Source organism: Micromonospora sp. H61, from assembly GCF_018070325.1.
GTDB lineage: Bacteria > Actinomycetota > Actinomycetes > Mycobacteriales > Micromonosporaceae > Micromonospora > Micromonospora salmantinae.
In genome coordinates, this window is record NZ_JAGPXY010000025.1 from 1 (window position 1) to 21,963 (window position 21,963).

The 21,963-nt window shown below is 69.5% G+C and carries 20 protein-coding genes and 4 tRNA genes; 21 read left to right on the plus strand and 3 right to left on the minus strand.

What is annotated here, in order from left to right; translation table 11 throughout:
- Window positions 1-214: 214 nt before the first annotated feature.
- Complete coding sequence (locus tag KBX08_RS14990; protein WP_210784107.1) at window positions 215-1,234, minus strand: glutathione S-transferase family protein; 1,020 nt, start codon at window positions 1,232-1,234, stop codon at window positions 215-217.
- Window positions 1,235-1,315: 81 nt separating this feature from the next.
- On the opposite strand from KBX08_RS14990, the gene KBX08_RS14995 reads away from it, so the two are divergent.
- The gene (locus KBX08_RS14995) at window positions 1,316-1,744 is read left to right on the plus strand and encodes an ester cyclase (RefSeq protein ID WP_210784108.1); all 429 of its coding nucleotides are present in this window, start codon (window positions 1,316-1,318) and stop codon (window positions 1,742-1,744) included.
- Here KBX08_RS14995 and KBX08_RS15000 read toward each other — a convergent pair.
- Complete coding sequence (locus KBX08_RS15000) at window positions 1,725-2,297, minus strand: Uma2 family endonuclease (RefSeq protein WP_210784109.1); 573 nt, start codon at window positions 2,295-2,297, stop codon at window positions 1,725-1,727. The genes KBX08_RS14995 and KBX08_RS15000 overlap by 20 nt on opposite strands.
- A gap of 105 nt (window positions 2,298-2,402) precedes the next feature.
- Here KBX08_RS15000 and KBX08_RS15005 point away from each other — a divergent pair, with 105 nt between their 5' ends.
- The 8 genes from KBX08_RS15005 to KBX08_RS15040 all read left to right on the plus strand — a co-directional run bounded on the left by KBX08_RS15005 (window position 2,403) and on the right by KBX08_RS15040 (window position 11,270).
- Window positions 2,403-2,999, plus strand: a complete 597-nt coding sequence (locus KBX08_RS15005) for an NADH-quinone oxidoreductase subunit I (protein WP_210784110.1) — start codon at window positions 2,403-2,405, stop codon at window positions 2,997-2,999.
- 25 nt (window positions 3,000-3,024) lie between these two features.
- Window positions 3,025-3,585: an NADH-quinone oxidoreductase subunit J gene (locus tag KBX08_RS15010; RefSeq protein ID WP_210784111.1), complete on the plus strand. Its 561-nt coding sequence runs from the start codon at window positions 3,025-3,027 to the stop codon at window positions 3,583-3,585.
- Entirely contained in the window at window positions 3,582-3,944 is a 363-nt protein-coding gene (nuoK, locus tag KBX08_RS15015; RefSeq protein WP_210784112.1) for an NADH-quinone oxidoreductase subunit NuoK, read from the plus strand. Before KBX08_RS15010 ends, nuoK begins: the two co-directional genes overlap by 4 nt.
- Window positions 3,941-5,872, plus strand: a complete 1,932-nt coding sequence (locus KBX08_RS15020) for an NADH-quinone oxidoreductase subunit L (RefSeq protein WP_210784113.1) — start codon at window positions 3,941-3,943, stop codon at window positions 5,870-5,872. The genes nuoK and KBX08_RS15020 overlap by 4 nt, the downstream gene beginning before the upstream one ends.
- Window positions 5,869-7,377 carry a NuoM family protein gene (locus KBX08_RS15025; RefSeq protein ID WP_210784114.1) on the plus strand — a complete coding sequence of 503 codons (1,509 nt, stop codon included), beginning with the start codon at window positions 5,869-5,871 and terminating at the stop codon, window positions 7,375-7,377. The genes KBX08_RS15020 and KBX08_RS15025 overlap by 4 nt, the downstream gene beginning before the upstream one ends.
- Window positions 7,374-8,873 (plus strand): NADH-quinone oxidoreductase subunit N, encoded by a 1,500-nt coding sequence (locus tag KBX08_RS15030; protein ID WP_210784115.1) that lies wholly within the window; start codon window positions 7,374-7,376, stop codon window positions 8,871-8,873. The genes KBX08_RS15025 and KBX08_RS15030 overlap by 4 nt, the downstream gene beginning before the upstream one ends.
- Before the next feature lie 115 nt (window positions 8,874-8,988).
- Window positions 8,989-9,864, plus strand: a complete 876-nt coding sequence (gene htpX / locus KBX08_RS15035) for a zinc metalloprotease HtpX (protein WP_210784116.1) — start codon at window positions 8,989-8,991, stop codon at window positions 9,862-9,864.
- Between the two features lie 146 nt (window positions 9,865-10,010).
- Window positions 10,011-11,270 (plus strand): MFS transporter, encoded by a 1,260-nt coding sequence (locus KBX08_RS15040; RefSeq protein ID WP_210784117.1) that lies wholly within the window; start codon window positions 10,011-10,013, stop codon window positions 11,268-11,270.
- 125 nt (window positions 11,271-11,395) lie between these two features.
- Here the strand turns inward: KBX08_RS15040 and KBX08_RS15045 are convergent, their stop codons facing one another.
- Window positions 11,396-11,890 carry a YajQ family cyclic di-GMP-binding protein gene (locus KBX08_RS15045; protein WP_091402478.1) on the minus strand — a complete coding sequence of 165 codons (495 nt, stop codon included), beginning with the start codon at window positions 11,888-11,890 and terminating at the stop codon, window positions 11,396-11,398.
- 147 nt (window positions 11,891-12,037) lie between these two features.
- On the opposite strand from KBX08_RS15045, the gene KBX08_RS15050 reads away from it, so the two are divergent.
- From KBX08_RS15050 to nusG, 12 genes are all read left to right on the plus strand, one after another.
- Window positions 12,038-12,121 (plus strand) — tRNA-Tyr (locus KBX08_RS15050).
- Between the two features lie 570 nt (window positions 12,122-12,691).
- Window positions 12,692-13,516: a tyrosine-type recombinase/integrase gene (locus KBX08_RS34725; protein WP_307850558.1), complete on the plus strand. Its 825-nt coding sequence runs from the start codon at window positions 12,692-12,694 to the stop codon at window positions 13,514-13,516.
- Window positions 13,517-13,764: 248 nt separating this feature from the next.
- On the plus strand, window positions 13,765-14,898 hold the full coding sequence (locus KBX08_RS15060; protein WP_210784118.1) for a Fic family protein: 1,134 nt from the start codon (window positions 13,765-13,767) through the stop codon (window positions 14,896-14,898).
- A gap of 1,324 nt (window positions 14,899-16,222) precedes the next feature.
- Complete coding sequence (locus tag KBX08_RS15065) at window positions 16,223-18,754, plus strand: bifunctional diguanylate cyclase/phosphodiesterase (RefSeq protein WP_210784119.1); 2,532 nt, start codon at window positions 16,223-16,225, stop codon at window positions 18,752-18,754.
- Between the two features lie 93 nt (window positions 18,755-18,847).
- Window positions 18,848-18,920: transfer RNA gene (locus KBX08_RS15070), tRNA-Thr, on the plus strand.
- A gap of 24 nt (window positions 18,921-18,944) precedes the next feature.
- Window positions 18,945-19,017: transfer RNA gene (locus tag KBX08_RS15075), tRNA-Met, on the plus strand.
- A gap of 132 nt (window positions 19,018-19,149) precedes the next feature.
- Window positions 19,150-19,317, plus strand: coding sequence for a 50S ribosomal protein L33 (rpmG, locus tag KBX08_RS15080; RefSeq protein WP_007073056.1), 168 nt, complete (start codon window positions 19,150-19,152; stop codon window positions 19,315-19,317).
- Window positions 19,318-19,443: 126 nt separating this feature from the next.
- Window positions 19,444-19,890: a MaoC family dehydratase N-terminal domain-containing protein gene (locus KBX08_RS15085; protein ID WP_210784120.1), complete on the plus strand. Its 447-nt coding sequence runs from the start codon at window positions 19,444-19,446 to the stop codon at window positions 19,888-19,890.
- Between the two features lies 1 nt (window position 19,891).
- Window positions 19,892-20,284, plus strand: a complete 393-nt coding sequence (locus KBX08_RS15090) for a MaoC family dehydratase (protein WP_091402431.1) — start codon at window positions 19,892-19,894, stop codon at window positions 20,282-20,284.
- 129 nt (window positions 20,285-20,413) lie between these two features.
- Window positions 20,414-20,486, plus strand: a tRNA-Trp gene (locus KBX08_RS15095).
- A 213-nt stretch (window positions 20,487-20,699) separates the two neighbouring features.
- Window positions 20,700-21,089 carry a preprotein translocase subunit SecE gene (gene secE / locus KBX08_RS15100; protein ID WP_030329860.1) on the plus strand — a complete coding sequence of 130 codons (390 nt, stop codon included), beginning with the start codon at window positions 20,700-20,702 and terminating at the stop codon, window positions 21,087-21,089.
- 38 nt (window positions 21,090-21,127) lie between these two features.
- Complete coding sequence (nusG, locus tag KBX08_RS15105; RefSeq protein WP_210784121.1) at window positions 21,128-21,850, plus strand: transcription termination/antitermination protein NusG; 723 nt, start codon at window positions 21,128-21,130, stop codon at window positions 21,848-21,850.
- Window positions 21,851-21,963: the final 113 nt, after the last annotated feature.

The following is a 21,963-nucleotide window of genomic DNA, read 5'->3' on the forward strand; positions in this document are numbered from 1 at the left end:
CTTGCACAAGGCACACCCGCACTCCGAGCGGCCGGATCGGCAATGAGCCACCCAAGCGATCACCGACGCCGAACCTAGCGGCAACCAGCCGAACCGATCACCACCGACATAGAAGCGTCTTGCACTTCCTGTCCCGGCGAAAGTGGCCGAGTAGGGCATTTCGGCGTCAGAAAGTGCAAGATCGACGCGCGTAGGGGGGCGGTGGGTGCCCCGGTCAGCGCAGCGGGGTGTGTTCCGGGTCCACCGGCTCGGTGGGGGGTGGGGGCGGGGTGCCGTCGCCGAAGGGGCGGCCACCGAGCGCCTCCCTGCCGGGTGGGGTGAGCCAGTTGGACAGGTCCGGGCCGAGCGGCACGATCCCGGTCGGGTTGATGTCGCGGTGCACCTCGTAGTAGTGCCGCTTGATGTGGTCGAAGTCGATGGTGTCGCCGAAACCGGGAGTCTGGAACAGGTCCCGGGCGTACGCCCACAGCACCGGCATCTCGCTCAGCTTCTGCCGGTTGCACTTGAAGTGGCCGTGGTAGACCGGATCGAAGCGGACCAGCGTGGTGAACAGTCGCACGTCGGCCTCGGTGATGGTGTCGCCGACCAGGTAGCGCTGGTCGGTCAACCGCTCGGTGAGCCAGTCCAGCCGGTCGAAGAGCTGGTGGTACGCCTTGTCGTACGCCTCCTGGTTGCCAGCGAACCCGCACCGGTAGACGCCGTTGTTCACGTCCCGGAACACCATGGCGTTGACCTCGTCGATCTGCTTTCGCAGGTGCTCGGGGTAGAGCCGCGGGGCGCCCTCGCGGTGGTACGCCCTCCACTGCGTGGACAGGTCAAGGCTCATCTGCGCGTAGTCGTTGGTCACCACCTGCCCGGTCGGCACGTCCACGATCGCCGGCACGGTGATGCCGCGCTCGTAGCCGGGGAAGCGCTTGAAGTACGCCTCCTGGATGCGCTCGATGCCGAGCACCGGGTCCCGGCCGTCCGGGTCGAGGTCGAAGGTCCAGCTCCGGGCGTCGTGGGTCGGGCCGGCCACCGCCATCGAGATGGCGTCCTCCAGACCGAGCAACCGCCGCACGATGATCAGGCGGTTGGCCCACGGGCAGGCGCGGCTGACCGCCAGCCGGTACCGGCCCGGCTCGACCGGATAACCGTCGCGCCCGTCCTCGGTGATCCGGGTGGCGATGTACCGCTGGTCGCGGGTGAACTCGCCGCCCGGCTCGACGTACTTGCCGCCTTTTTCCTCGCCCACGTCGCCCTCCCGGTCTGGTCAGTGTCTCTACCCAATCCTCGCGGATCTACGGCGCACAGTGGTCCCGGATACCCTGCCGGCATGACGGATGTGGAGACGGCGGCCCGCCGGTTCATCGCCGATGTGTGGAATGCCCGCCAGGAGGAGTCGGCGTACGAGCTGGTCGCCGAGGAGTGCCCGGGGCTGGGCGGCACCGGGCCGGAGGCGACGTTGGCCTGGCATCGCGAGCGCCGGGCGGCCTTCCCGGACCTCCGCTACAAGATCGTCGATGTGGTCGCGGCCGGCGAGCGGGTGGCAGTGCACTGGCGGGCCGCCGGCACCCACGCCGGGCAGTTCGGACCGGTGCCGCCGACCGGGCAGGTGGTCAGCTACTCGGGGGCGACGTTCCTGCGTTTCGACGCGGCGGGCCGGATCGTCGAGGTGTGGAGCTGCAACGAGCTGTTCCAGTTGCTGCAACAACTCGGCGTCGAGATGCTCCCACCGGCCGTCGTCAGCGGACCCGGGGCGTGATCCGACTGATCGGCAGATTGATCGGAAAGGGCTCGCCGGTGTCGACGAACTTCGTCCACCGCCCGGTCTCGGTGTAGACCTCGTTCACCGCGTCGATCCGGTAGGTCACGACCTCCAGCGCGCCTTCGGTCTCGATCCGCCAGTAGTAGGGGATGCCGGCCTGGGCGTACAGCGCCGGCTTCAACACCCGGTCGATGGAGCGGGTGTTCGGTGAGACGATCTCGATGGCAACGACCACCTCGTGCGGCTCGTACTTCGAGGGCTCGCGAGCCGCCGCGGCAGCCGTGGTGATCAGCACGTCGGGGATGAAGGATCGGGTGCGGTTGATCCGCACCTCGACCGCCTGGGTCACGTCGTAGCCGTCGGGGCAGTCTTCGTCGAGCGCGGCCATCAGGTGGCCAGCGATGGTCTGGTGGGTGCGGGTGGGGGAGGGGGACATCAGCAGCACTCCATCGAGCAGTTCCCGGCGGCGACCATCCTCGGGCAGCGCATCCAGGTCGTCAGTCGTCCACTCGCTCTCGGGCGGGTAGGCGCTCTGCAGCGCGGCGGTCATGGGCAGGTCCTTCCAGGTGCGTTCCTTCTCCCCGCGACCACGGTACCGCCCCGGACCTGTGGGTGGTGGTCGCGCGCGCCGTGGCCACAGGGCAGGATGGTCGACATGAGCGACCCCAGCGAGCGCGATGACACCGGCGGACGCGGCCTTCCCGGCGCGGGCCTGGTGAAGGGGCTGGCGGTCACCCTCAAGACGATGACCAGCCGTTCGACCACCCAGCAGTACCCGGACACGGCCCCTGACCTGCCGCCGCGCTCGCGCGGCGTGATCGCCCTGTCCGAGGAGAACTGCACGGTCTGCATGCTCTGCGCCCGGGAGTGTCCGGACTGGTGCATCTACATCGACTCGCACAAGGAGGAGGTGGTGGTGCCCGGCGCCGCCCGCCCCCGCCAGCGCAACGTGCTCGACAAGTTCGACATCGACTTCTCGCTCTGCATGTACTGCGGCATCTGCATCGAGGTGTGCCCGTTCGACGCGCTCTACTGGTCGCCGGAGTTCGAGTACGCCGAGTACGACATCAAGGACCTGTTGCACGACAAGGACCACCTCGGTCAGTGGATGGCCACCGTTCCGCCGCCGCCCGCCCACGACCCCAACGGCGAGCCGGCCAAGGAGGAAACCTCCGCCGCGCGCAAGGCGGCCGCCGCACGTCCCGCTCCGTCAGCGGTGCGCCCCGACGCCGATCAGGACCCGGCGTCGTGAGCGCCCGAGCCGGAAGGGTGCACCGGTGACCGGGGCGGATGTGCTGCTGCTCGCCCTCGGTGCGGTGGCGGTCGGCGCCGGCGTGCTGGTGGTGACCACGAAACACCTGGTCCGGGCCGGGCTCTACCTGGTGGTGTGCCTGGGCGCGCTGGCCGGCGACTTCCTGGTGCTCAGCGCCGAGCTGGTGGCCTGGGTGCAGGTGCTGATCTACGTGGGCGCGGTGGTGGTCCTGCTGCTGTTCGCGGTGATGCTGACCCGGGCCCCGATCGGCGCATCCGACGACCTGGACCGGCCCGGCTGGCCGGCCGCGCTGATCGGTGGCGGCGCCGGGCTGGGGCTGACCGCCCTGCTGGTCGACGCGTACCGATGGAGCACCGTCACGCTGCCCAGCGCCGGCACCGCCGAGCGGTTGGGCGAGCAGATCTTCCAATCCTGGGTGCTGCCGTTCGAGGTGCTCTCGGTGCTGCTGCTCTCTGCCCTGGTGGGCGCGATCGTGCTGTCCCGGCCGGACATCGGCCGAGCCGCGCCGCAACGAGACGGCGCGGCAGGCGACCTGGTCGACAGCGAACCCGGGGGCCGCCGGTGAGGCCGGTCATCCCGTACGTCACCGCCGCGCTGCTGTTCGGCCTCGGCGTGTACGGCGTCCTGCGCCGCCGCAACGCGGTGCTGGTGCTGATGTCGGTCGAGTTGATGCTCAACGCGGTCAACCTGATCCTCGTCACCGCCGACACCACCGCCCGCGCCGTGCTCCCGCACTCGGGGCAGGTCTTCGCACTGTTCGTCATCGTCCTCGCCGCCGCAGAGATCGGGGTGGGGCTGGCGATCGTCCTTCAGCTCTACCGGCTGCGGGCGACCGTCGCAGTGGACGACGTGCCGCTGACCGAGTCGCCGGATCCCGTCGACGGGCGCGAGCCGGCCGTCGCAGACTCGGAGGCGGGCCGGTGACCGGGCTGCTCGGGGCGCTGCTGCCCGCCGTACCGCTGGTCGCCGGGCTGCTCGGTCTGCTGCTGCCACCGGCCCCTCGGCGCGACAGCGCGACCGGCGGCGACCGGGCCCGGACGGCCGCCGTGACGCTCGGCGTCACCGGTGCGGCCGGCGCGCTGGCGCTGGCCGTCGCGCTGCTGCTCACTGTCGACGGGCCGACCGAGACGTCGACCACCTGGGTGGACTTCGGCGGGCTGGCGGTGACCCTCGGCGTACGGCTGGACGGCGCCGCCGCACTGGTCGCGGTGGCGGTCACCGCTGTCGCCCTGGCCGTGCAGGTCTACTCGATCGGCTACCTGCGGCGCGGTCCCCACGACGACGTCGACGTGGACCACCGCTACCCGCCCTACGCCGCCCAGATCAGCCTCTTCACCGGTGCCATGCTGCTGGTGGTGGTCGCCGGCGACCTGATCATGTTGTTGGTCGGCTGGGAGGTGATGGGCTTCTGCTCGTACCTCCTGATCGCCCACGACCGCCGACTGGCCGGCGCCCCCGCCGCCGCCATGAAGGCGTTCCTGGTGACCCGGGTCGGTGACGTCGGGTTCCTGCTCGGCATCGCGCTGCTGGGCGTGTCGACGGGCAGCTTCCGGATCGCCGACGTGCTCGCCCACGACCACTCCGGCGCGACGTTGACCGCCGCTGGCCTGCTGCTGCTCGCCGGTGTGGCCGGCAAGAGCGCGCAGTTCCCGCTGCACACCTGGCTGCCGGACGCGATGGCCGGTCCGACCCCGATCTCCGCGCTGATCCACGCCGCGACGATGGTCGCCGCCGGGGTGTACGCGGTGGCCCGGCTCTACCCGCTGTTCACGGCCGCGCCGGTGACGTTGACAGTGCTGGGGGTGCTCGGCGCGATCACGCTGCTGCTCGGCGCGCTCGCCGCCACCGCCCAGGACGACATCAAACGCGTGCTGGCCTGGTCGACAGTGTCCCAACTGGGTTACATGACCGGCGCGCTGGCGGTCGGTTCACCGTCGGCCGCACTGTTCCACCTGCTCACCCATGCCGCCTTCAAGGCGCTGCTGTTCCTCGCCGCCGGTGCGGTGATCCACGCCGTCGGCACCACACTGATGTCGGAGATGGGCGGGCTGCGGCGCAGCATGCCGGTGACGTTCTGGTGCACTGTGGTGGGCCTGGGCGCGCTGGCCGGGGTGCCGCCGTTGGCCGGCTTCTGGAGCAAGGACGGCGTCCTGACGGTCGCCGAGTCGGCAGCGCTGGAGGGCACCGGCCCCGCCCCGTCCTGGGTGGGCTGGATCGTCTGGATCGCCGGGCTCGTCGGCGTGGCGGTCACCGCCTGGTACGCAGGTCGGCTGCTGCTGCGCGCCTTCTTCGGCACCCCGCGCCTGCCCCTGGTCCAGCCGCACGACCCGCCGGCCGTGCTGCGCTGGCCGGTGCTGCTGCTGGCCGTGCCGGCCGCGCTGCTCGGTCTGGCCGGGTTCGTCGGGGTGTTCGCCGACCGCCTGCGGTTCCCCACCGTCCCGGTGGCGGGCTCCGAGGACGGCCTGGTCCACCTGGGGCCGGGGGTGCTGCTGCCGCTCGCGTTCCTGCTGTTCGGCGCCGCGCTGGTGACGCTGGGCTGGCGGCGCGACCAGGCCGCCGACCCGGCCGCCGCGCTGGGTCCGCTGCGGCCGGTCTTCGCCAGCGCGTTCCGGCTCGACGACGTCCAGCGCACCCTCGTGGTACGCCCGGTCCGCGCGCTGGCCCGCGCCGCGTGCACGAGTGACGAGGTGGTGGTGGACGGCGCGGTCGAGGGCAGTGGGCGAGCCGCGTCCGGTCTGGGTGCCGGGCTGGCCGCGCTGCACCGCGCGGCGCTGCCCCGGGCCGCCGCCGGCGTGCTGGCCGGCGCGCTGCTGATCGGCCTGGCCGCTGCCCTGGTTGGAGTTAACCGATGACGTTTGGGCAGGGGTTGCTGGTCGCGGTGCTGGCGGTGCCGGCGTTGGGTGCGGTCGCGGTGGCGGCGACGCCCCGGGACCGGGCGGCCCGGCTGGTCGGCACGGTCGCGGCGGCGTTGACCCTGCTGGTCGCGGTGCCGCTGGTGTTCGGCGGTCGGGGCTGGGCCGCCTGGTCGGCGGACGCGCCGGCGGTGCGCCCGTGGCACCAACTGGACCTGCCCTGGGTGCCCGGTCTGGAGTTGCGCTTCCACCTCGGCGTCGACGGCATCTCCTGGCCGCTAGTGGTGTTGACCGCGTTGCTCACGTTGCTCTGCTGCGCGTACACGATGTGGCGGGTGCCGGACGGCGGCAGCGGCCGGGCCCTTGTCGCGCTGCTGCTGGTGGTCGAGGTGGGCATCCTGGGCACCTTCCTCGCCCTGGACCTGGTGTTGTTCTTCCTCTTCTTCGAGGTCGTCCTGCTGCCGATGTACGCGATCATCGCCGGCTGGGGTGGCGCGGATCGGCGTCGGGCGGCCCGGAAGTTCGCGCTCTACACGCTGTTCGGCTCGGTGTTGCTGCTTGTCGGCGTGTACGTCGTGGTCGCCGCCGCCGGCACCGCCGACCTGATGACGCTGACCGGTGGCGCGGGGATGTCCAGGGGCACCCAGTTGGCCGCGTTCACACTGCTCGCGTTGGCGTTCGCGGTGAAGAGCCCGCTGTGGCCGTTGCACTCCTGGCTGCCCGACGCGCACACCCAGGCACCCACCGTGGGCAGTGTCGTGCTGGCCGGTGTGCTGCTCAAAATGGGCACGTACGGCCTGATAAGGGTCGCGGTGGGGGTGGCGCCGGAGGGCGCCCGTTGGGCGGCGCCGGTGCTCGGCGTGCTCGCCGTCGCCGCGATCCTGATCGGATCGCTGGTGTGCCTGGCCCAGTCGGACGTGAAGCGGCTCATCGCGTACTCCAGCGTGGGGCACATGGGCTTCGTGCTGCTGGGCGTCGCCACGCTGACGGCCACCGGCATCCAGGCGGCGTTGATCGGCAACGTCGCGCACGGTGTGATCACCGGCCTGCTGTTCTTCCTGGCCGGGGCGGTGAAGGACCGTACCGGCACGGGCACCCTCGCCGAACTGTCCGGGCTACGGGAGACCGCGCCCCGGTTGGCGGGTCTGCTCGCGTTCGCGGCGATCGCGTCACTGGGCCTGCCCGGGCTGGCCGGCTTCTGGGGCGAGGCGTTCGCGGTGATCGCCGCCGTGCAGGTGGGCGGCCCGCTCTGGACCACCCTCGGGGTGCTGGCGGCGGTCGGTGGGGCGCTCACCGCCGCGTACTTCCTGCGGTTGCTGCGCCAGGTAACCCACAACCGGCCGAGCCCCGCCGTCGGTCAGGTCGGCCCCGGCCTGGCCGGTGCGGAGTTGACCGCCTGGGTGCCGCTGGTGCTGCTCGCGTTGGCCATCGGGCTGGCGCCGACGCTGGTCCTCGGCGTCGCCGAGGCCCCCGTCGACGCCCTGATCGGGGTGGTCAAACCATGAACGTCGTGCAGAGCGTGGACAGCGTCGCGCTGCTGCCGGCCTACCTGGCCGCCGGCACGGCCGTACTCGTACTCATCACCGACCTGCTCGTGGCTCGGCCACGGGCCACCATCGCCGTGGCCGCGCTCGGCGCCCTCGGCACCGCCGTCGGCTCCGCGCTGGTCGGGGCGGGTGCCGAGCGGCGGACCTTCTGCGTGGGCGCCGACTGCTCCTGGATCTTCGGTGGTCGCGCGGCACTGGTCGCCGTGGTGGTCGCGCTGCTCACCGTGGGCGTGCTCGGGCTGTCGGTGCCGGCGCTGCGGGCCGGGCGGTCACCGGTCGGGGAGTACGCCTTCCTGTTGGCCTGCTCGATGACCGGCGGCGTGGTGCTCGGCGCGGCCGGCGACCTGATCACACTGATCGTCGCCCTGGAGACGCTGACCCTGCCGCTGTACGTGCTGGTCGGCCTGCGCCGGGGGAGCCTCGCGAGCGCCGAAGCGGCGGTGACCTTCTTCGTGGTGAGCGTGGTGGCGACCACGCTGACCCTGCTCGGCGCGGCGCTGCTGTACGCGGTGACCGGTGGGCTGCACCTGGACCGGCTCGGCGCGTTGCTCGCCGAGCAGCCAGAGTTGCGGAACCTGCCGCTGACCACCGCCGCGGTGGCGGTGCTGCTGGTCGGCCTGGCCTTCAAGGTGGCGGCGGTGCCGTTCCACGCCTGGGCTCCGGCCACCTACGACGGCGCGCCGCTGCCGGTGGCCGCGTACCTGTCCACCGCCTCGAAGCTGGGCGGCCTGGTCGCCCTGCTCGCCGTGGTGCAACGGGCGCTGCCGGCGGAGCAGACCGGTCCGGTGCTCGCCCTGCTCGCCGTGCTCACCATGACCGTCGGCAACCTGGTCGCCCTGCGTCAGCGGCGGACCGTCCGGCTGCTCGCCTGGTCGTCCGTCGCGCAGGCCGGGTACATTCTCGCCCCGTTGGGAGCGTTGGCGCTGGCCGCCGGGCGCACGGACGAGGCACGGTCCGCCGCGTACGCGGCCGCCATGGCGTACGCCGTGTTCTTCGTGGTGTTGGAGCTTGCCGCCTTCGCCGGAGTGACAGCGCTGCGGCCGGCGGGTGCGGACGGCGGCACGCTGGACGACCTGCGCGGGGCAGCCCGACGGCACCCGTGGCGAGCTGCGGCGTTCGGTCTCGCGCTGGTGGGTCTGGCTGGTCTGCCGCCGGGGCTGGCCGGCCTGTTCGCGAAGGTGACAGTGGTCCGGGCGCTGCTGGACGGTGGCGCGGCCTGGCTGGCACTGGTGGTGGCGCTGAACGCCGTGATCGGGCTCGCCTACTACCTGCGGGTGACCGCCGCGCTCTGGGCGCCGGCCACGACGCCCGGCCCGGCCGCGGCGCTCGCCGGCGGCGGAGCGCCGGGCGTACCAGTGGTGGGTGTGGTGGCGGTGGTGCTGGCGGTGGCGACGGTGGCCGCCGTGGTGCTCGGCGTCGCCCCGCAGCTGGTGCTCGACCTGGCTGCCCGCTGACCCCACCTGGGCCCCGGTCTCAGTCAACTCTCAGCGTTGAGACGGATGGTTGGCGGGTACCGGGTTGTTACACCGGTCAGCGGATCCCGGCGATCCGTGCACCGAAGGAGACATCGTGCACCACAACCGTCTGAAGACCGCAGCGCTGCTCGGCCTGCTCAGCGCCCTGATCCTGGCGGTGGGCTACTGGTTCGGCGGCAGCGGCGGCCTGGTCATCGCCGTCGTCGTGTCTCTGGTCATGAACGGCGTCACCTACTTCTACTCCGACAAGCTCGCACTGCGCTCGATGGGGGCGCAACCGGTCACCGAGGCGCAGTTCCCCGAGCTGTACCGGATGGTCCGAGAGTTGGCCACCGACGCCCGGCAGCCGATGCCGCGGCTCTACGTCAGCCCCACCGCGCAGCCCAACGCGTTCGCCACCGGTCGCAACCCGCAGCACGCGGCCGTCTGCGTGACCCAGGGCATCACCGAGATCCTCGACTACCGTGAGTTGCGCGGCGTGATCGGGCACGAGCTGTCCCACGTCTACAACCGGGACATCCTGATCTCCAGCGTGGCGGCCGGCCTGGCCAGCATCATCACCCTGCTGGCGAACCTCGCCTTCTTCCTTCCGTTGGGCGGCGGGGACGACGAGGACCGACCCAACCCGGCTGTGCTGCTGCTCACCCTGATCCTGGGCCCGATCGCGGCCACGGTGATCCAGTTGGCGATCAGCCGGAGCCGCGAGTTCCAGGCGGACGCCTCCGGCGCCGAGCTGAGCCGCGACCCGCTGGCGCTGGCCAGCGCGCTCCGCAAGATCGACGCGGTGGCCCGACGTCGGCCGTTGCCGGCCCAGGGCCAGCTCACCAGCACCGCCCACCTCATGATCGCCAACCCGTTCCGGGGTGGCGGCATGGCGGCGCTCTTCTCCACCCACCCGAAGATGGAGGACCGCGTCGCCCGGCTGGAGCAGATGGCCCGCAACTCGGGGCCGGTGCAGTTCCAGCGCTGACCCGCTGACCCACCGCCTCCGCCCGTACCCGGCCACGCCGGGTACGGGCGGATCGCTGTGTCGGAGACTATTCCGGTGTCCGCCTGTCAGGCAGCGGCGTTAGGGTCATAACGGCTCACGCTCATTACATCCTCGGGAGGTTCACGGTGACCGCGCTGCGTCAGTACCTGGGTGTCTGGCGGATCCCCGGCGCACCCATGCTGCTGATCACCGGCATCATCGGGCGGCTCGGAATCGGCATGACCCCGCTGGCGCTGCTCCTGGTCGTCGAGCAGGTGACCGGGCGCTACTCACTTGCCGCCATCGCCGGTGGCATCTACGCCCTTGCCGGTGCCGCGCTCAGCCCGGTGGCCGGACGGATCGCCGACCGGGTCGGCCCCAGCCCCGTCCTGCTGCTCACCGCCATGGCCCACCCGTTGGCACTCATCGGGTTGCTGCTGGCCAGCCGCTCCGGCGACGACGCGCTCCCCGTCATCTACCTCGCCGCAGGCGTGGCCGGCGCCACCTACCCGCCGCTCACCGCCGCCATCCGAGGCGCCTGGAACGACCTGACCGGCCCCAACTCCGGCCGATACCACCTCCGCAACACCGCGCTCGCAGCCGAGACCACGCTCTTCGAAATCGTCTTCGTCCTCGGCCCACTGCTCGTCGCCGGCTTCGTCCTCGTCGCCGACGCGGCGGCCGCGCTGATCGGCGCCGCAGTGGTCACCCTGGTCGGCACCACCGCCGTGGCCCTCGGCCGGGTCATGCGCGGCTGGCGTCCGCACCCGCGGGAACACCACGCCCGTGGGCTCGGCCCGCTACGGGTCCCCGGCTTCCCGGCCCTGCTGATCTGCGTCGCCGGCCTGGGCATCGCGTTCGGGGCCGCCGGTGTGATCGTGCCGGCGTTCGCGAGCGACCACTCCACCGGCGACCCGGAGAGCCTCGCCGGCGTGCTGCTCGCGGTCTGGGGCGTCGGCAGCGCCATCGGTGGGCTCTGGTTCGGCGTCCGCAAGCCAGCACCGAACATGACCCGGCAGTTCGCCCTGCTGCTCGCCGCGCTGGCCGCCACCTTCGCCGTGTTCGCGGTGATGCCCACTCCGCTGGCGCTGGGTGTCGCGCTGGTCGCCGGCGGGGCCACCATCGCGCCCGCGCTGACCCTGGAGAACACCCTGGTCGGCCGGATCGCCCCGACCGGCATGTTGAACGAGGCGTACACCTGGGTGGTCACCGTCGCGGTGGCGGCGAGCGCCGCCGGCGGCTCGATCGCCGGCGTGATCGTGGACCACGCCGGCGGTGTCCGCTGGGCGTTCCTGTTCGCCGGGGCTGCGGTCGCCGTCGGGGCCGCGGTCGCCGCGCTACCCGCCGGGCCCATCGCCCGCGCGGAAACCACGGCGGTACGCGCCGAACACCCCGTCCCCGTCTGACGGTGGTAATTGGGTCGGCCCGCGTCGCCCGGTGGGTCCGTGCCTTGGCCGGTCCGTGCCTTGGCTGGTTGTTCTTGATCGACCGGACGCGCCGCGGCCGGGGACCGGATCGCTGGGGACAGGCGTCAGCGGTAGTTGTTGAACTGGAGGGCGACGCCGAAGTCTTCGCCCTTGAGCAGCGAGATGACAGCCTGGAGGTCGTCCCTCTTCTTGCCGGTGACCCGCAGCTGGTCACCCTGGATCTGCGCCTGCACGCCCTTGGGGCCCTCTTCGCGGATCTTCTTGCTGATCGCCTTGGCCTTGTCCGTCTCGATGCCCTGGATCACCTTGCAGTCGATCTTGAAGATCTTGCCCGACGGGCGGGGCTCCCCAGCATCCAGCGACTTCAGCGAGATGTTCCGCTTGACGAGCTTCTCCTTGAACACGTCCAGTGCGGCGCGGACGCGCTCCTCGGTCTCCGCCTGAAGGCCGATCGCCTCCTCGCCAGACCAGGAGATCTCAGCGCCGGTGCCGCGGAAGTCGAACCGCGTCGCAAGCTCCTTCTCCGCCTGCCGAAGGGCGTTGTCGACCTCCTGACGGTCAACCTTGCTCACGATGTCGAACGACGGGTTCGCTGCCATGTTTCTGCTCCTGCTGTCCGGCGGTCTGGGCCTGCCGTCGGCCGCCGACCAGCGGCACGACCCCCTGACCGTACCCGGTTGCGTAGGTGCCGGGGGGAGCCGCTATCCTTGCTTCCGCCGCCGCGTTACGACGCGGTGGGGTGCCCTGGCGGGTTGCCCGAGCGGCCAATGGGAGCGGACTGTAAATCCGTCGCGAAAGCTTCAGAGGTTCGAATCCTCTACCCGCCACCAGGTGCAGACACGGCCCCTGACCAGCAGAGATGCTGATCGGGGGCCGTTGTCGTTGATCTAGTCGAGTCTGGCTGAGTCCAGCCGTTGACGACTGGTTGTGGGCAGATGGTGGGCAGGTCGATCTTGCTTCTCAGGGCTCCTCTGGGGCTGCGACTCTTGGCGTTGGTGGCCCGCTCGCCGGGCTGGCATAGCCCCGCGCGCTTAGCGACCGGCTGAGGGCTCCGGGTTGGCATCTCGCTGGCCGTGGGAGGTAGGCCGAGGGCAAGCCAGTCCTGGGGTTGGACTGGCGCGGCAGTCGGAAGCCCTGGTCCGCGATCAGGTCGACTCGCCGGCTTCCGTACCGCCTGGCCATGGTCGTGCTGCGTCTAGACCAGCGGAGTTGGGGGCGGCGGTCCGGCGGCAGTCGGTGGCTCACCGCCCCGGCGCCGAAGGCAGCCGGGGCGGCTTGCCGCCGGCCGGCTCACCGCCCGCGCCGCGCGGAGCGCGGCGCCTTGACAGCCTGTGCGTACGCCTCGACGGCAAGCCCGCGGCTGCCTCCACCGTCCAGCGGAAGCGGGCCACTTTCTACAAGTGCTCGGGTACGCCGTCGAGCTGGAGCTGATTGCCTCCAACCCGGTCGACCGGGTCCAGTGGACCGCCCCCGAGGTTGCACAGTCCATCGACCGGCGGGTGGTGGCTAACCCAGCCCAGGTCGCCACGCTGCTGGAGGCGGTGATCTCTCGGCAAACGTGCCGACAAGGTCACGGCGTTCTTCGGCTGCCTCTACTACGCGGGGATGCGACCCTCGGAAGCGGCGGACCTACGGCGGACTGCGACCTTGCCGGCCGGTGCGCCGGCTGCGGGGCCGACTTCGACGACCTGTCAGCGGTCAAGCCTTCCCGGTCCTGCGACCACGAGAAGATCGAACATCGCTGGGGCCGACTGGTGCTCGCCGGCACCGCGCCGCGCGCCGGGTCGCACTGGACCGACGACGGCGGCTCCCACGAGCGGCGCGGACTCAAGCACCGGGGAAGGGCTGAGACTCGGGCGGTCCCGATCCCGCCCCGGCTCGTCGAGCTGCTGTGCGCGCACGTTGAGAATCACGGGGTTGGCTCGGACGGTCGGTTCTTCCGGGGCCTGCACGGTGGGCCGCTTTCCGAGTCGGTCTACGACTGCTGGTGGAAGCTCGCCCGCGAGAAGGCGCTGACCGAATCGCAGGTTGCCTCGCCGCTCGTCTGCCGGCCGTACGACCTGCGGCACGCAGCGGCTTCGCTCTGGCTGAATGCCGGCGTCCCGCCGACCGAGGTAGCCCAGCGCCTGGGCCACGGCGTCGCCGTCCTCCTCCGCGTCTACGCCAACTGCATAGACGGGGGAGACGACACGATGAACGACAAGATCGGCGATGCCCTCGGATGACTCGAAGCTAGGCTTCGTCTTGGATCGGACACGGAGAGTAGCGGAACCCACGGTTGTAGCTAGGGCGATGCTAACGCTCCGTAGTTACAAACCTAAGTTCCAAATGTAAGTTTCAGGCTAGATGCTTTAGATCCGCCTCAGGTGTTGGGGCTAGACTTTGAATTACAGCGCTGAAATTAAAGTTTTCAGAGGATGGCTTGCAATCCGTGGATCTTCAAGCGTTCGCTTCGTCCCCAGCTGGGGTCCTTGTGCCCATCAGTGGCCATGACGCTCGGTATGACGAGCCCTACGATCACAAGGCGTTCCTGCCGAACCCCCTGCCAAGCCAGATCGACCTTGCGCAGGAGACGTTCCGGGATCTGACTGCATCTACGGCTGCGGTCGCGAGACTTGACCAGGCGGCGATCCGGCTTCCCAACCCCATGCTCTTGGCGAGACCGGCGATCCGGCGGGAGGCTGTCAGCACCTCAGCTCTTGAGGGCACGTACGCCGCCTTGGATGACGTGCTAGAGGCTGACTTCCTAGAGGCGGGTGAGGTCTCTGCGTCAGTCGCCGAGGTCGTCAATTACGTGCGTGCTGCTGAGATGGCGTATGAGTGGATCAAGGAACGACCGATCACCATTGGCATGCTTCGGCAGCTTCAGAAGGTTCTCGTGAAGGGGACCCGTGCTGACACGGCTGACGCGGGAGATGTCAGGAGTATCCAGGTCTTCATCGGACTCAGCGCAGGCCGAGTCACGGAAGCTCGCTTCGTGCCTCCACCGCCAGGGGACCAGTTGAGGGCGGGTTTTGAGGCGTGGGAGAACTGGATCAACACCAAGGATGACCTTCCGCTGATTGCAAAGATGGCGCTGGGTCATTACCAGTTTGAGACGTTGCACCCGTTTAACGACGGTAATGGGCGCCTTGGGCGTTTGGTCTGCGTGCTCCAGTTGGCGACGGAAGGTGAGTTGCGAGTCCCCGTTCTGAATCTCTCGCCCTGGCTTGAGGTGCGAAGGCGGGAGTACCAGGACCACCTCCTTGAGATCAGCATGACGGGCAGGTTCGATCAGTGGATAAGGTTCTTCTCGGAGGCTGTACGAGCGCAGGCTGTCCTGGCAGTGGAGCGCATCGATGCGCTACTTGACTGGAAGGAGCATGCGCTTGACCGACTTCGAGAGGCCAACGTACGTGGGGTGGCTGCCCGGATCGTGGAGGATCTCATCGGCTACCCGATGATCACGCCCACGACTGCATCCCAGATGTACAGCGTGTCTTATCCGGCTGTGAATACTGCCATCCGTCGGCTGGAGGGCCTAGGCATCCTCCAGGAGCGGACAGGGCGGCGCTATGCTCGCGTCTTCGCTGCGAAAGACGTACTTCGGATCATTGATGCGCGATAGCCCGGCGGCTTTCAATGGGCGTGGGCAGATGGTGGGCGGCTGACTGGTTGACGCCGGCCCGAGGGTAGTGGAACACCAGGTTCTGGGCCTGCGGTGGTCATGATCGCGGACGCCCTGTAAATCCGTCGCGAAAGCTTCAGAGGTTCGAATCCTCTACCCGCCACCAGGTGCAGACACGGCCCCTGACCAGCAGAGATGCTGATCAGGGGCCGTTGTCGTTGTCTCGTCGCCAACTGCGTTGACGGCGAGGACGCCATGAACGGCAAGGTCTGCCGTGCACTCGATGAGCGCCCTTTTCAGCTGCCGATCTTGGTCGTGGTGTCACCGACGAGATGGCGAGCGTCGGCGATGGCGTCGCGTCGACGTCCGCTGTCGTTGTGCTGGTCTGCTTGTGCCCGTTATAGGCGGCGTCAACGTAGTCGTTGCGTTGGTTGGCGAGATGCCGGCGAGGATCGCGAGGGTCGGACCTTCCACACCCGCTATCAGGCGGTCGCCTGCGGCCGAGATCGCGTCGGCCGCCGTGCTCGGTCTGGCGCTCCACGGGCTGCGGGTCATGCTCCGGGCGTTGCGGTGGATCCTGTCGGTGGGTCTGCCGCCAGGTTGGCGCTCGAGTTCGTGGCGGATTTGACCTACGTCAGAACACGCTCTATCTGCTGTCATCGATGCCAAGTGCGATGTTAGCTGCGCATCCGCTGCTCGTGGTCAGCGCCCATGTTGCTCTCCGCCCACTGAAATGAACCCGACGAAGGGCTGGCGGGATGGCGAGGAGCCGGTATGGTGGTCGATGGCCGGATGGAGGCGCGAGTTTGTCGCGGGCTGTTGAGGTGTTGCTGAGGGTGACCGCCAAGCCGGATGTGGCGAGTGTCTACAGCTGGACCCGAATTGCGTTGAAGGTCGTATTCAACGCTGCGTGAAGCGGTGAACCACCCCGCAAGCTTGTGATCTGGTCCAGTGCGTTGGGGGCGGTAGGCCGAACGGCGGGAAGTAACAGACGGTGGGGCCAGTCGGGCGACCACCACTTCTCTGGCTGCCCGCGCTGTGGCACGATCGTGGAACCTCCATCAACGCTGTACATCTCCCGACAGGAGCGATCATGTCTGGTCGAAGGCTAGGCCGACTCGGTGGGTCTCTCCTCCTTGTTCTCGCTGCCGCCGCCATCGTCGCCTTCCCCGCCGGCCTCTTCGACAGCAGTGCCAGCGGAGCTCAGGCCATCGATCTCATCTGGACTGTCGTTCCGGAGAACACTGTCTTCGGCAGTGGTCGCTGACTGGTTCAGCTCATCCCCACTCAAGAGCGGTAAACCGCAGGCGCCGTAGGGAGCGGTATGGCTCCGCGTGATCGATCGCGACGTCGTTCGGCGGATCGTGCCTGGTTCATCACCGCGCCGCTGGTGTTCTTCGCAGCGATCTGTTCCATGGTCACGGGGCTGGTGTCGTCCCAGCCTCTCGGTGAATGGCTTCTCGCGCTCCTGTTGCTGGTCGCCATGGCCGCCGTTGGCATGCCGGTCCTCAACTTTGTCGTCCGGCGGCAGTCGTTCGGCATGACCCTGACCGAGATTCCGCTGGTGCTGGCGCTCTTTCTGCTGCCACCGCTGACCGTCGTCGCCATCTACACGGTGGCGTCGATGCTCACGCAGACGCGGCACCGGTTCGCGCCCGTCAAGTTCTGGTTCAACGTGGCCAAGGCGGCCGCCGGGACCTCTCTCGCCGTCCTCCTCCTTCAGGCGCTACCGCCCTCGAAGGAGGTGGACGACCCCGGCACCTGGCTGAGTCTTTTCGCGGCCGTAACCGCGGTGATTCTCGTCAGCCTTGCGGGCATCGTCGGCGTGCACACCCTCCTACAGGGCTGGCAGGCGGGACGGGACTCTCTGCGTACCGCACGCCCCGCCCTGCTCACTGCGGCGATCAACGTCTCGCTCGGTCTGATCATCCTGATCGCCGTCACGACCACCTGGTGGTCGTTGGTGCTGCTGGTCGCACTCGGTGTGGCCCTGGTCCTGGTCTACCGCTCCTACGCGGAGTTCTTCCGGCAACACCGGACGCTGGCCGCGATGTACGACCTGACCCGCGCAATCGGGGAGCGCGGCCAGGACGGGACGCTCGTCGACGCTCTCCTGGGTCGGGTCCGGGCCCTGATGCAGGCCGAGTACGCGACTCTGTGGCTGCCGGCCCTGGGCCGCCACCCCGAGGTGTTGCTCACCGCCAGGGTTGACGATTCGGGTCTGCTCGACGTCGTACGGACGCCGGCTTCCCTCCGCCAGCGAGCCGCAGGTGAGGGGCGGACCATCGCGGTGGGGCGCGCCTTCGACGAAGAGTCGAACGAGCGCCAGGCCCTGAGCCACGGCAAGATCAAGGACGTCATCGTCGTGCCGCTCCGGTCCGGCCAGGCGGTCATCGGCACCCTGGAGGTCGCCAACCGGCTCAGCGACGTCGGTCACTTCACGCCCGGCGACATCCCCGTCTTCGAGACGGTTGCGGCGCACGCGGCCGTGGCCCTGGAGAATTCGCGGCTGGTCGACCGGCTCCGGCACGACGCGCACCACGACACGTTGACCCGACTGCCCAACCGGCGACGGATCACCGGAGCACTGGACGAGTCGGTCAAGATCCGCGCGCCGGGCGAGGTGGTGGCGCTGCTGCTCTTCGACGTCGACGGGTTGCGCCAGGTCAACGAGTCCCTGGGGCACGCGGCCGGGGACAAGGTCCTCACCGAGGTCGCCAGTCGGTTGCGGGCCAGCGCGCCGTCGTCGGCTCTGGTTGGCCGTGCCGGCGGGGACGAGTTCCTGGTGACGCTGCGGTTGGAGAGTGCTGAGGCCGCGCTCGAGTTGGCCGCCCAACTGCGCGACCAGATCCGCGACGAGATGGTCTTCGACGCGCTCACCCTCGACGTGGACACCGCCGTCGGGGTGGCCGTACACCCGGATCACGGCAGCGACGCGGCGACCCTGCTGCTTCGGGTCGACCTCGCCGCCACCGCGGCCAAGTCGGTGCCGGGCAGCGTGCAGCTGTTCAATCCCGCGCTGGAGTCCCGTTCACTGCGCCGGTTGGGTCTGGCCGGCGATCTGCGCCGGGCACTGGACCAGGACGAGCTGGAGGTCTACTTCCAGCCCAAGGTGACTCTGCGGGACCGGCGCCTGGTGGGTGTGGAGTGTCTGGCCCGCTGGGAGCACCCGGCGCACGGCACGGTCGCGCCCGAGGATTTCGTGGCGGTGGCCGAGCACACCGGTCAGTTGAGCCGACTCACCGAGGTGGTGCTCCGGGAGGGCCTTCGGCGCAGCCGGGACTGGGCGCTGGCCGACCAGCCGCTGCCCATCGCGGTCAACCTCTCGGCCCGTACGCTCATCGACCGGGACTTCCCGGACCGGGTCCAGGAGTTGTTGACCGAGTACAAGGTGCCGGCGCAGCGCCTCACCCTGGAGATCACCGAGTCGGGGGTGCTGGACGGCACGGACCGGCCGATCCCCACCCTGCAACGGCTGCGGGATCTCGGCGTACGACTGTCGGTGGACGACTTCGGCACTGGTGACTCGTCTCTGGCGCACCTGCGCCGGCTGCCGGTGCACGAGGTGAAGGTGGACCGCTCCTTCGTGCAGGGCATGGCGACCGACCCGGGGGACCTGGCGATCGTCAACGCGGTGGTCACCCTCTCCCAGCAGTTCGGCCTGGCGGTGGTGGCCGAGGGGGTGGAGAGCGAGTTGACCCTGGAGCTTCTGCAGGACATCGGCTGCGAGATCGGGCAGGGTTTCCTGTTCAGCCGGCCGCTGCCGTACGAGCGGTTGGCTGCCTGGTTCGGCGCCCAGGTCGAGCCGGAGACGGCCACGAACGGAGAGCTGCCCCGCCTGCGTGTTGTGCCCTGAACAGGGCGCGGACGATCACCGGGGATCCGATTTCACCTGTCGAGCCGGGCCGTGTACTCTTACTCCTGCGCGCCCCACGGGGAGATCGCGCAGGCCCCCTTAGCTCAGTCGGCAGAGCGTCTCCATGGTAAGGAGAAGGTCTACGGTTCGATTCCGTAAGGGGGCTCGAGGGTTCAGCTGGACCCATCGCAGCGGTGTAGCTCAGATGGTAGAGCAAGCGGCTCATAATCGCTGTGTCGCCGGTTCAAGTCCGGCCACCGCTACTCTCGTCTTCCGGGCTCGTTGCCGGTGGTCGTAAGAATGGGCGCTTCTGGCGCCCACTTTGCATGTCCGCGCTGTCAGCGTCTAGGCTGGCGCGTCGTAGTTGTTTCCGTTAGCGAGGAAGGCACTCCGCCGTGGCGAAGGCTACCGATGTCCGGCCGAAGATCACTTTGGCGTGTGTGGAGTGCAAGGAGCGCAACTACATCACGCGCAAGAACCGGCGCAACGACCCCGACCGCATCGAGCTGAAGAAGTTCTGCCCGCGTGACGGTCGGCACACGGTCCACCGCGAGACCCGCTGACTGCTGGCCGGCCTCAGGGCCGGCCGTTGTCGAAGCTTTCCGATCGCCGATCTGACCGGTTTGGTGCGGCTCCGCCGCCGCCTACCGATCAGGTCGGCGATTGGGCTTTCCGTGTAGGTTCGCGGCATGCCTCTGGACCCTTCCTTCGTCGGCCGGACGTATCCGCCGACCGCCCCCTACCAGGTGGGCCGAGAAAAGATCCGCGAGTTCGCCAGCGCCATCGGCGCCACCGACCCGGCCCACCACGACCCGGAGGCCGCGCGGGCGCTGGGCCACACCGACGTGGTGGCCCCGCCGACCTTTCCGGTGATCGTGACGATGGCCGCGAGCAGCCAGATCATCGAGGACCCGGCCCTGGGTGTCGACTACAGCCGCCTGGTGCACGGCGACCAGCGGTTCGCGTACACCCGGCCGGTGGTCGCCGGCGACGAGCTGGTCTGCACCAACACCATCGAGGACGTCAGCACCAGGGGTGGGCACGGCTTCCTGACCACGCGCACCGACGTGAGCACCGTCGGCGGGGAACCAGTGGTCGCGGTCTGGGCCAGGTATGTCATTCGCGGGGAGGCGTGAGATGGAGTTGCCAGCTCAGACGTTTCAGGTGACCCGCGCGGACCTGGTCCGCTACGCCGGCGCCTCGGGCGACTTCAACCCGATCCACTGGAGCGACCGGGTGGCCACCAAGGTGGGCCTGCCCGGGGTGATCGCCCACGGCATGTTCACCATGGCGCTGGTCGGTCGGGCGGTCACCGAGTGGGCCGGGTCGCCGGACGCGGTGGTCGAGTACGGCGTGCGTTTCACCCGGCCGGTGGTGGTCCCCGACGATGACCAGGGGACCGAGATCGAGGTGACCGCGCGGGTCCGCGAGGTGACCGAGGACGGTCTCACCCGACTCGAGGTGACCGCCACCTGCCTGGGTGAGAAGGTGCTGTCGCAGGCGCGGGCGACCATCCGGACGGCACGCTGAATCGAGCCCGCCACGCGTGGCGGAGAGACCGGTTGGGAAAGTCGGGCGGCTACCCGTACACTGGTCCGCCGTGGGGCAAGTGACCCCTGCTCGGTCGTCTGTGGCCGGGTGGGGCGAGTGTTGCCACATAGGGGTGTAGCTCAATTGGCAGAGCAGCGGTCTCCAAAACCGCAGGCTGCAGGTTCAAGTCCTGTCACCCCTGCGCCTCAGGCCTGACCGTTCCCGTGGGTCGCGCCGCCACTTGGCGGCGTCCGGCCCGTGGTGGTGGCATCGGCGGGGTGGCTCCGAGGCAATCGGGGCCCTCCGGGTGATCCACCGGCCGCGGCCCGTCGCGGGACGGTTGGGTCCGGCCGGCGTGACCAGCGCCGCGTACGCCACTCGGCGTGCGACCCCAGATTCCGCGACGGAGGGCGAAGTGGCCGACAACAAGCGGCGCGACGACGACGGCGACGATCGTCTGGACGACGAGATCGTCGACGACGTGGCCGACGACGACGCCTCCGGCGCGGACGAGCCGGTTTCCCGGGGAGGCACCGCCACGCGGTCGCGTGCCCGGGCGGAGTCGGCGGACAGCCGGCCGACCACGCGGTCGGAAACGGGTCGGGTGGGCGTCTTCGGCCGCATCGCCCGGTTCTTCCGCGAGGTCGTAGCTGAACTGCGTAAGGTCATCTGGCCGACCCGCAAGGAGTTGCTGACCTACACCGCCGTGGTGGTGGCGTTCGTCGCGGTGATGCTGACGATCGTGGGTGTGCTGGACTTCGGCTTCGCCAAGGTCGTGTTGTTTGTCTTTGGCAACTCGGACTGACCGGCTGCCTCCAGCCATAGTGACGGAAGTGAGCGAGCGTGCCTGAGTACGACGAGACCGCCGGACCGGTGGACGAGCAGTCCACGGTCGCGACGGCGGCTGGTGACGAGTCGGTCGAGGCCGCCAGCGAGCCGGAGTTCCCTACTACCGAGCCCGCACCGGACGAGGACTACGACCCTGTCGCGGAGCTGAGGCAGAAGCTGCGCTACGCGCCGGGTGACTGGTACGTGGTGCACTCGTACGCCGGCTACGAGAACAAGGTCAAGACCAACCTCGAGACCCGGATCACGAGCCTCGACATGGAGGAGTTCATCTACCAGGTCGAGGTGCCGACCCGGGAAGAGGTCGAGGTCAAGAACGGTAAGCGTTCGCAGATCCAGGCCAAGGTCTTCCCGGGTTACATCCTGGTCCGGATGGAGCTGACCGCCGAGTCCTACTCCTGTGTCCGGAACACCCCGGGTGTGACCGGCTTCGTCGGCGCGACCGACCGGGCAGACCGGCCTGCTCCGCTCTCGCTCGACGAGGTGCTGAAGTGGCTGGCGCCGGCTGTCGAGACCGAGCAGAAGAAGTCGAAGCCGGAGATCAAGGTCCTCGACTTCGAGGTGGGCGATTCCGTCACCGTCACCGACGGCGCGTTCGCGTCGCTGCCGGCCACGATCAGCGAGATCAACGCCGACCAGCAGAAGCTCAAGGTGCTGGTGTCGATCTTCGGTCGTGAGACTCCGGTGGAGCTCAACTTCAACCAGGTCGCCAAGATCTGATTGGTCGTCGGCGGCGGGCCCGGCCCGCCGCCGACGTCGGCGTACGCGCTCTCGCTCGACCTCGGCGGACGAGTGGGCTGCGGCCTGCGCTACTCTTGAATGTCGCCGCTGTC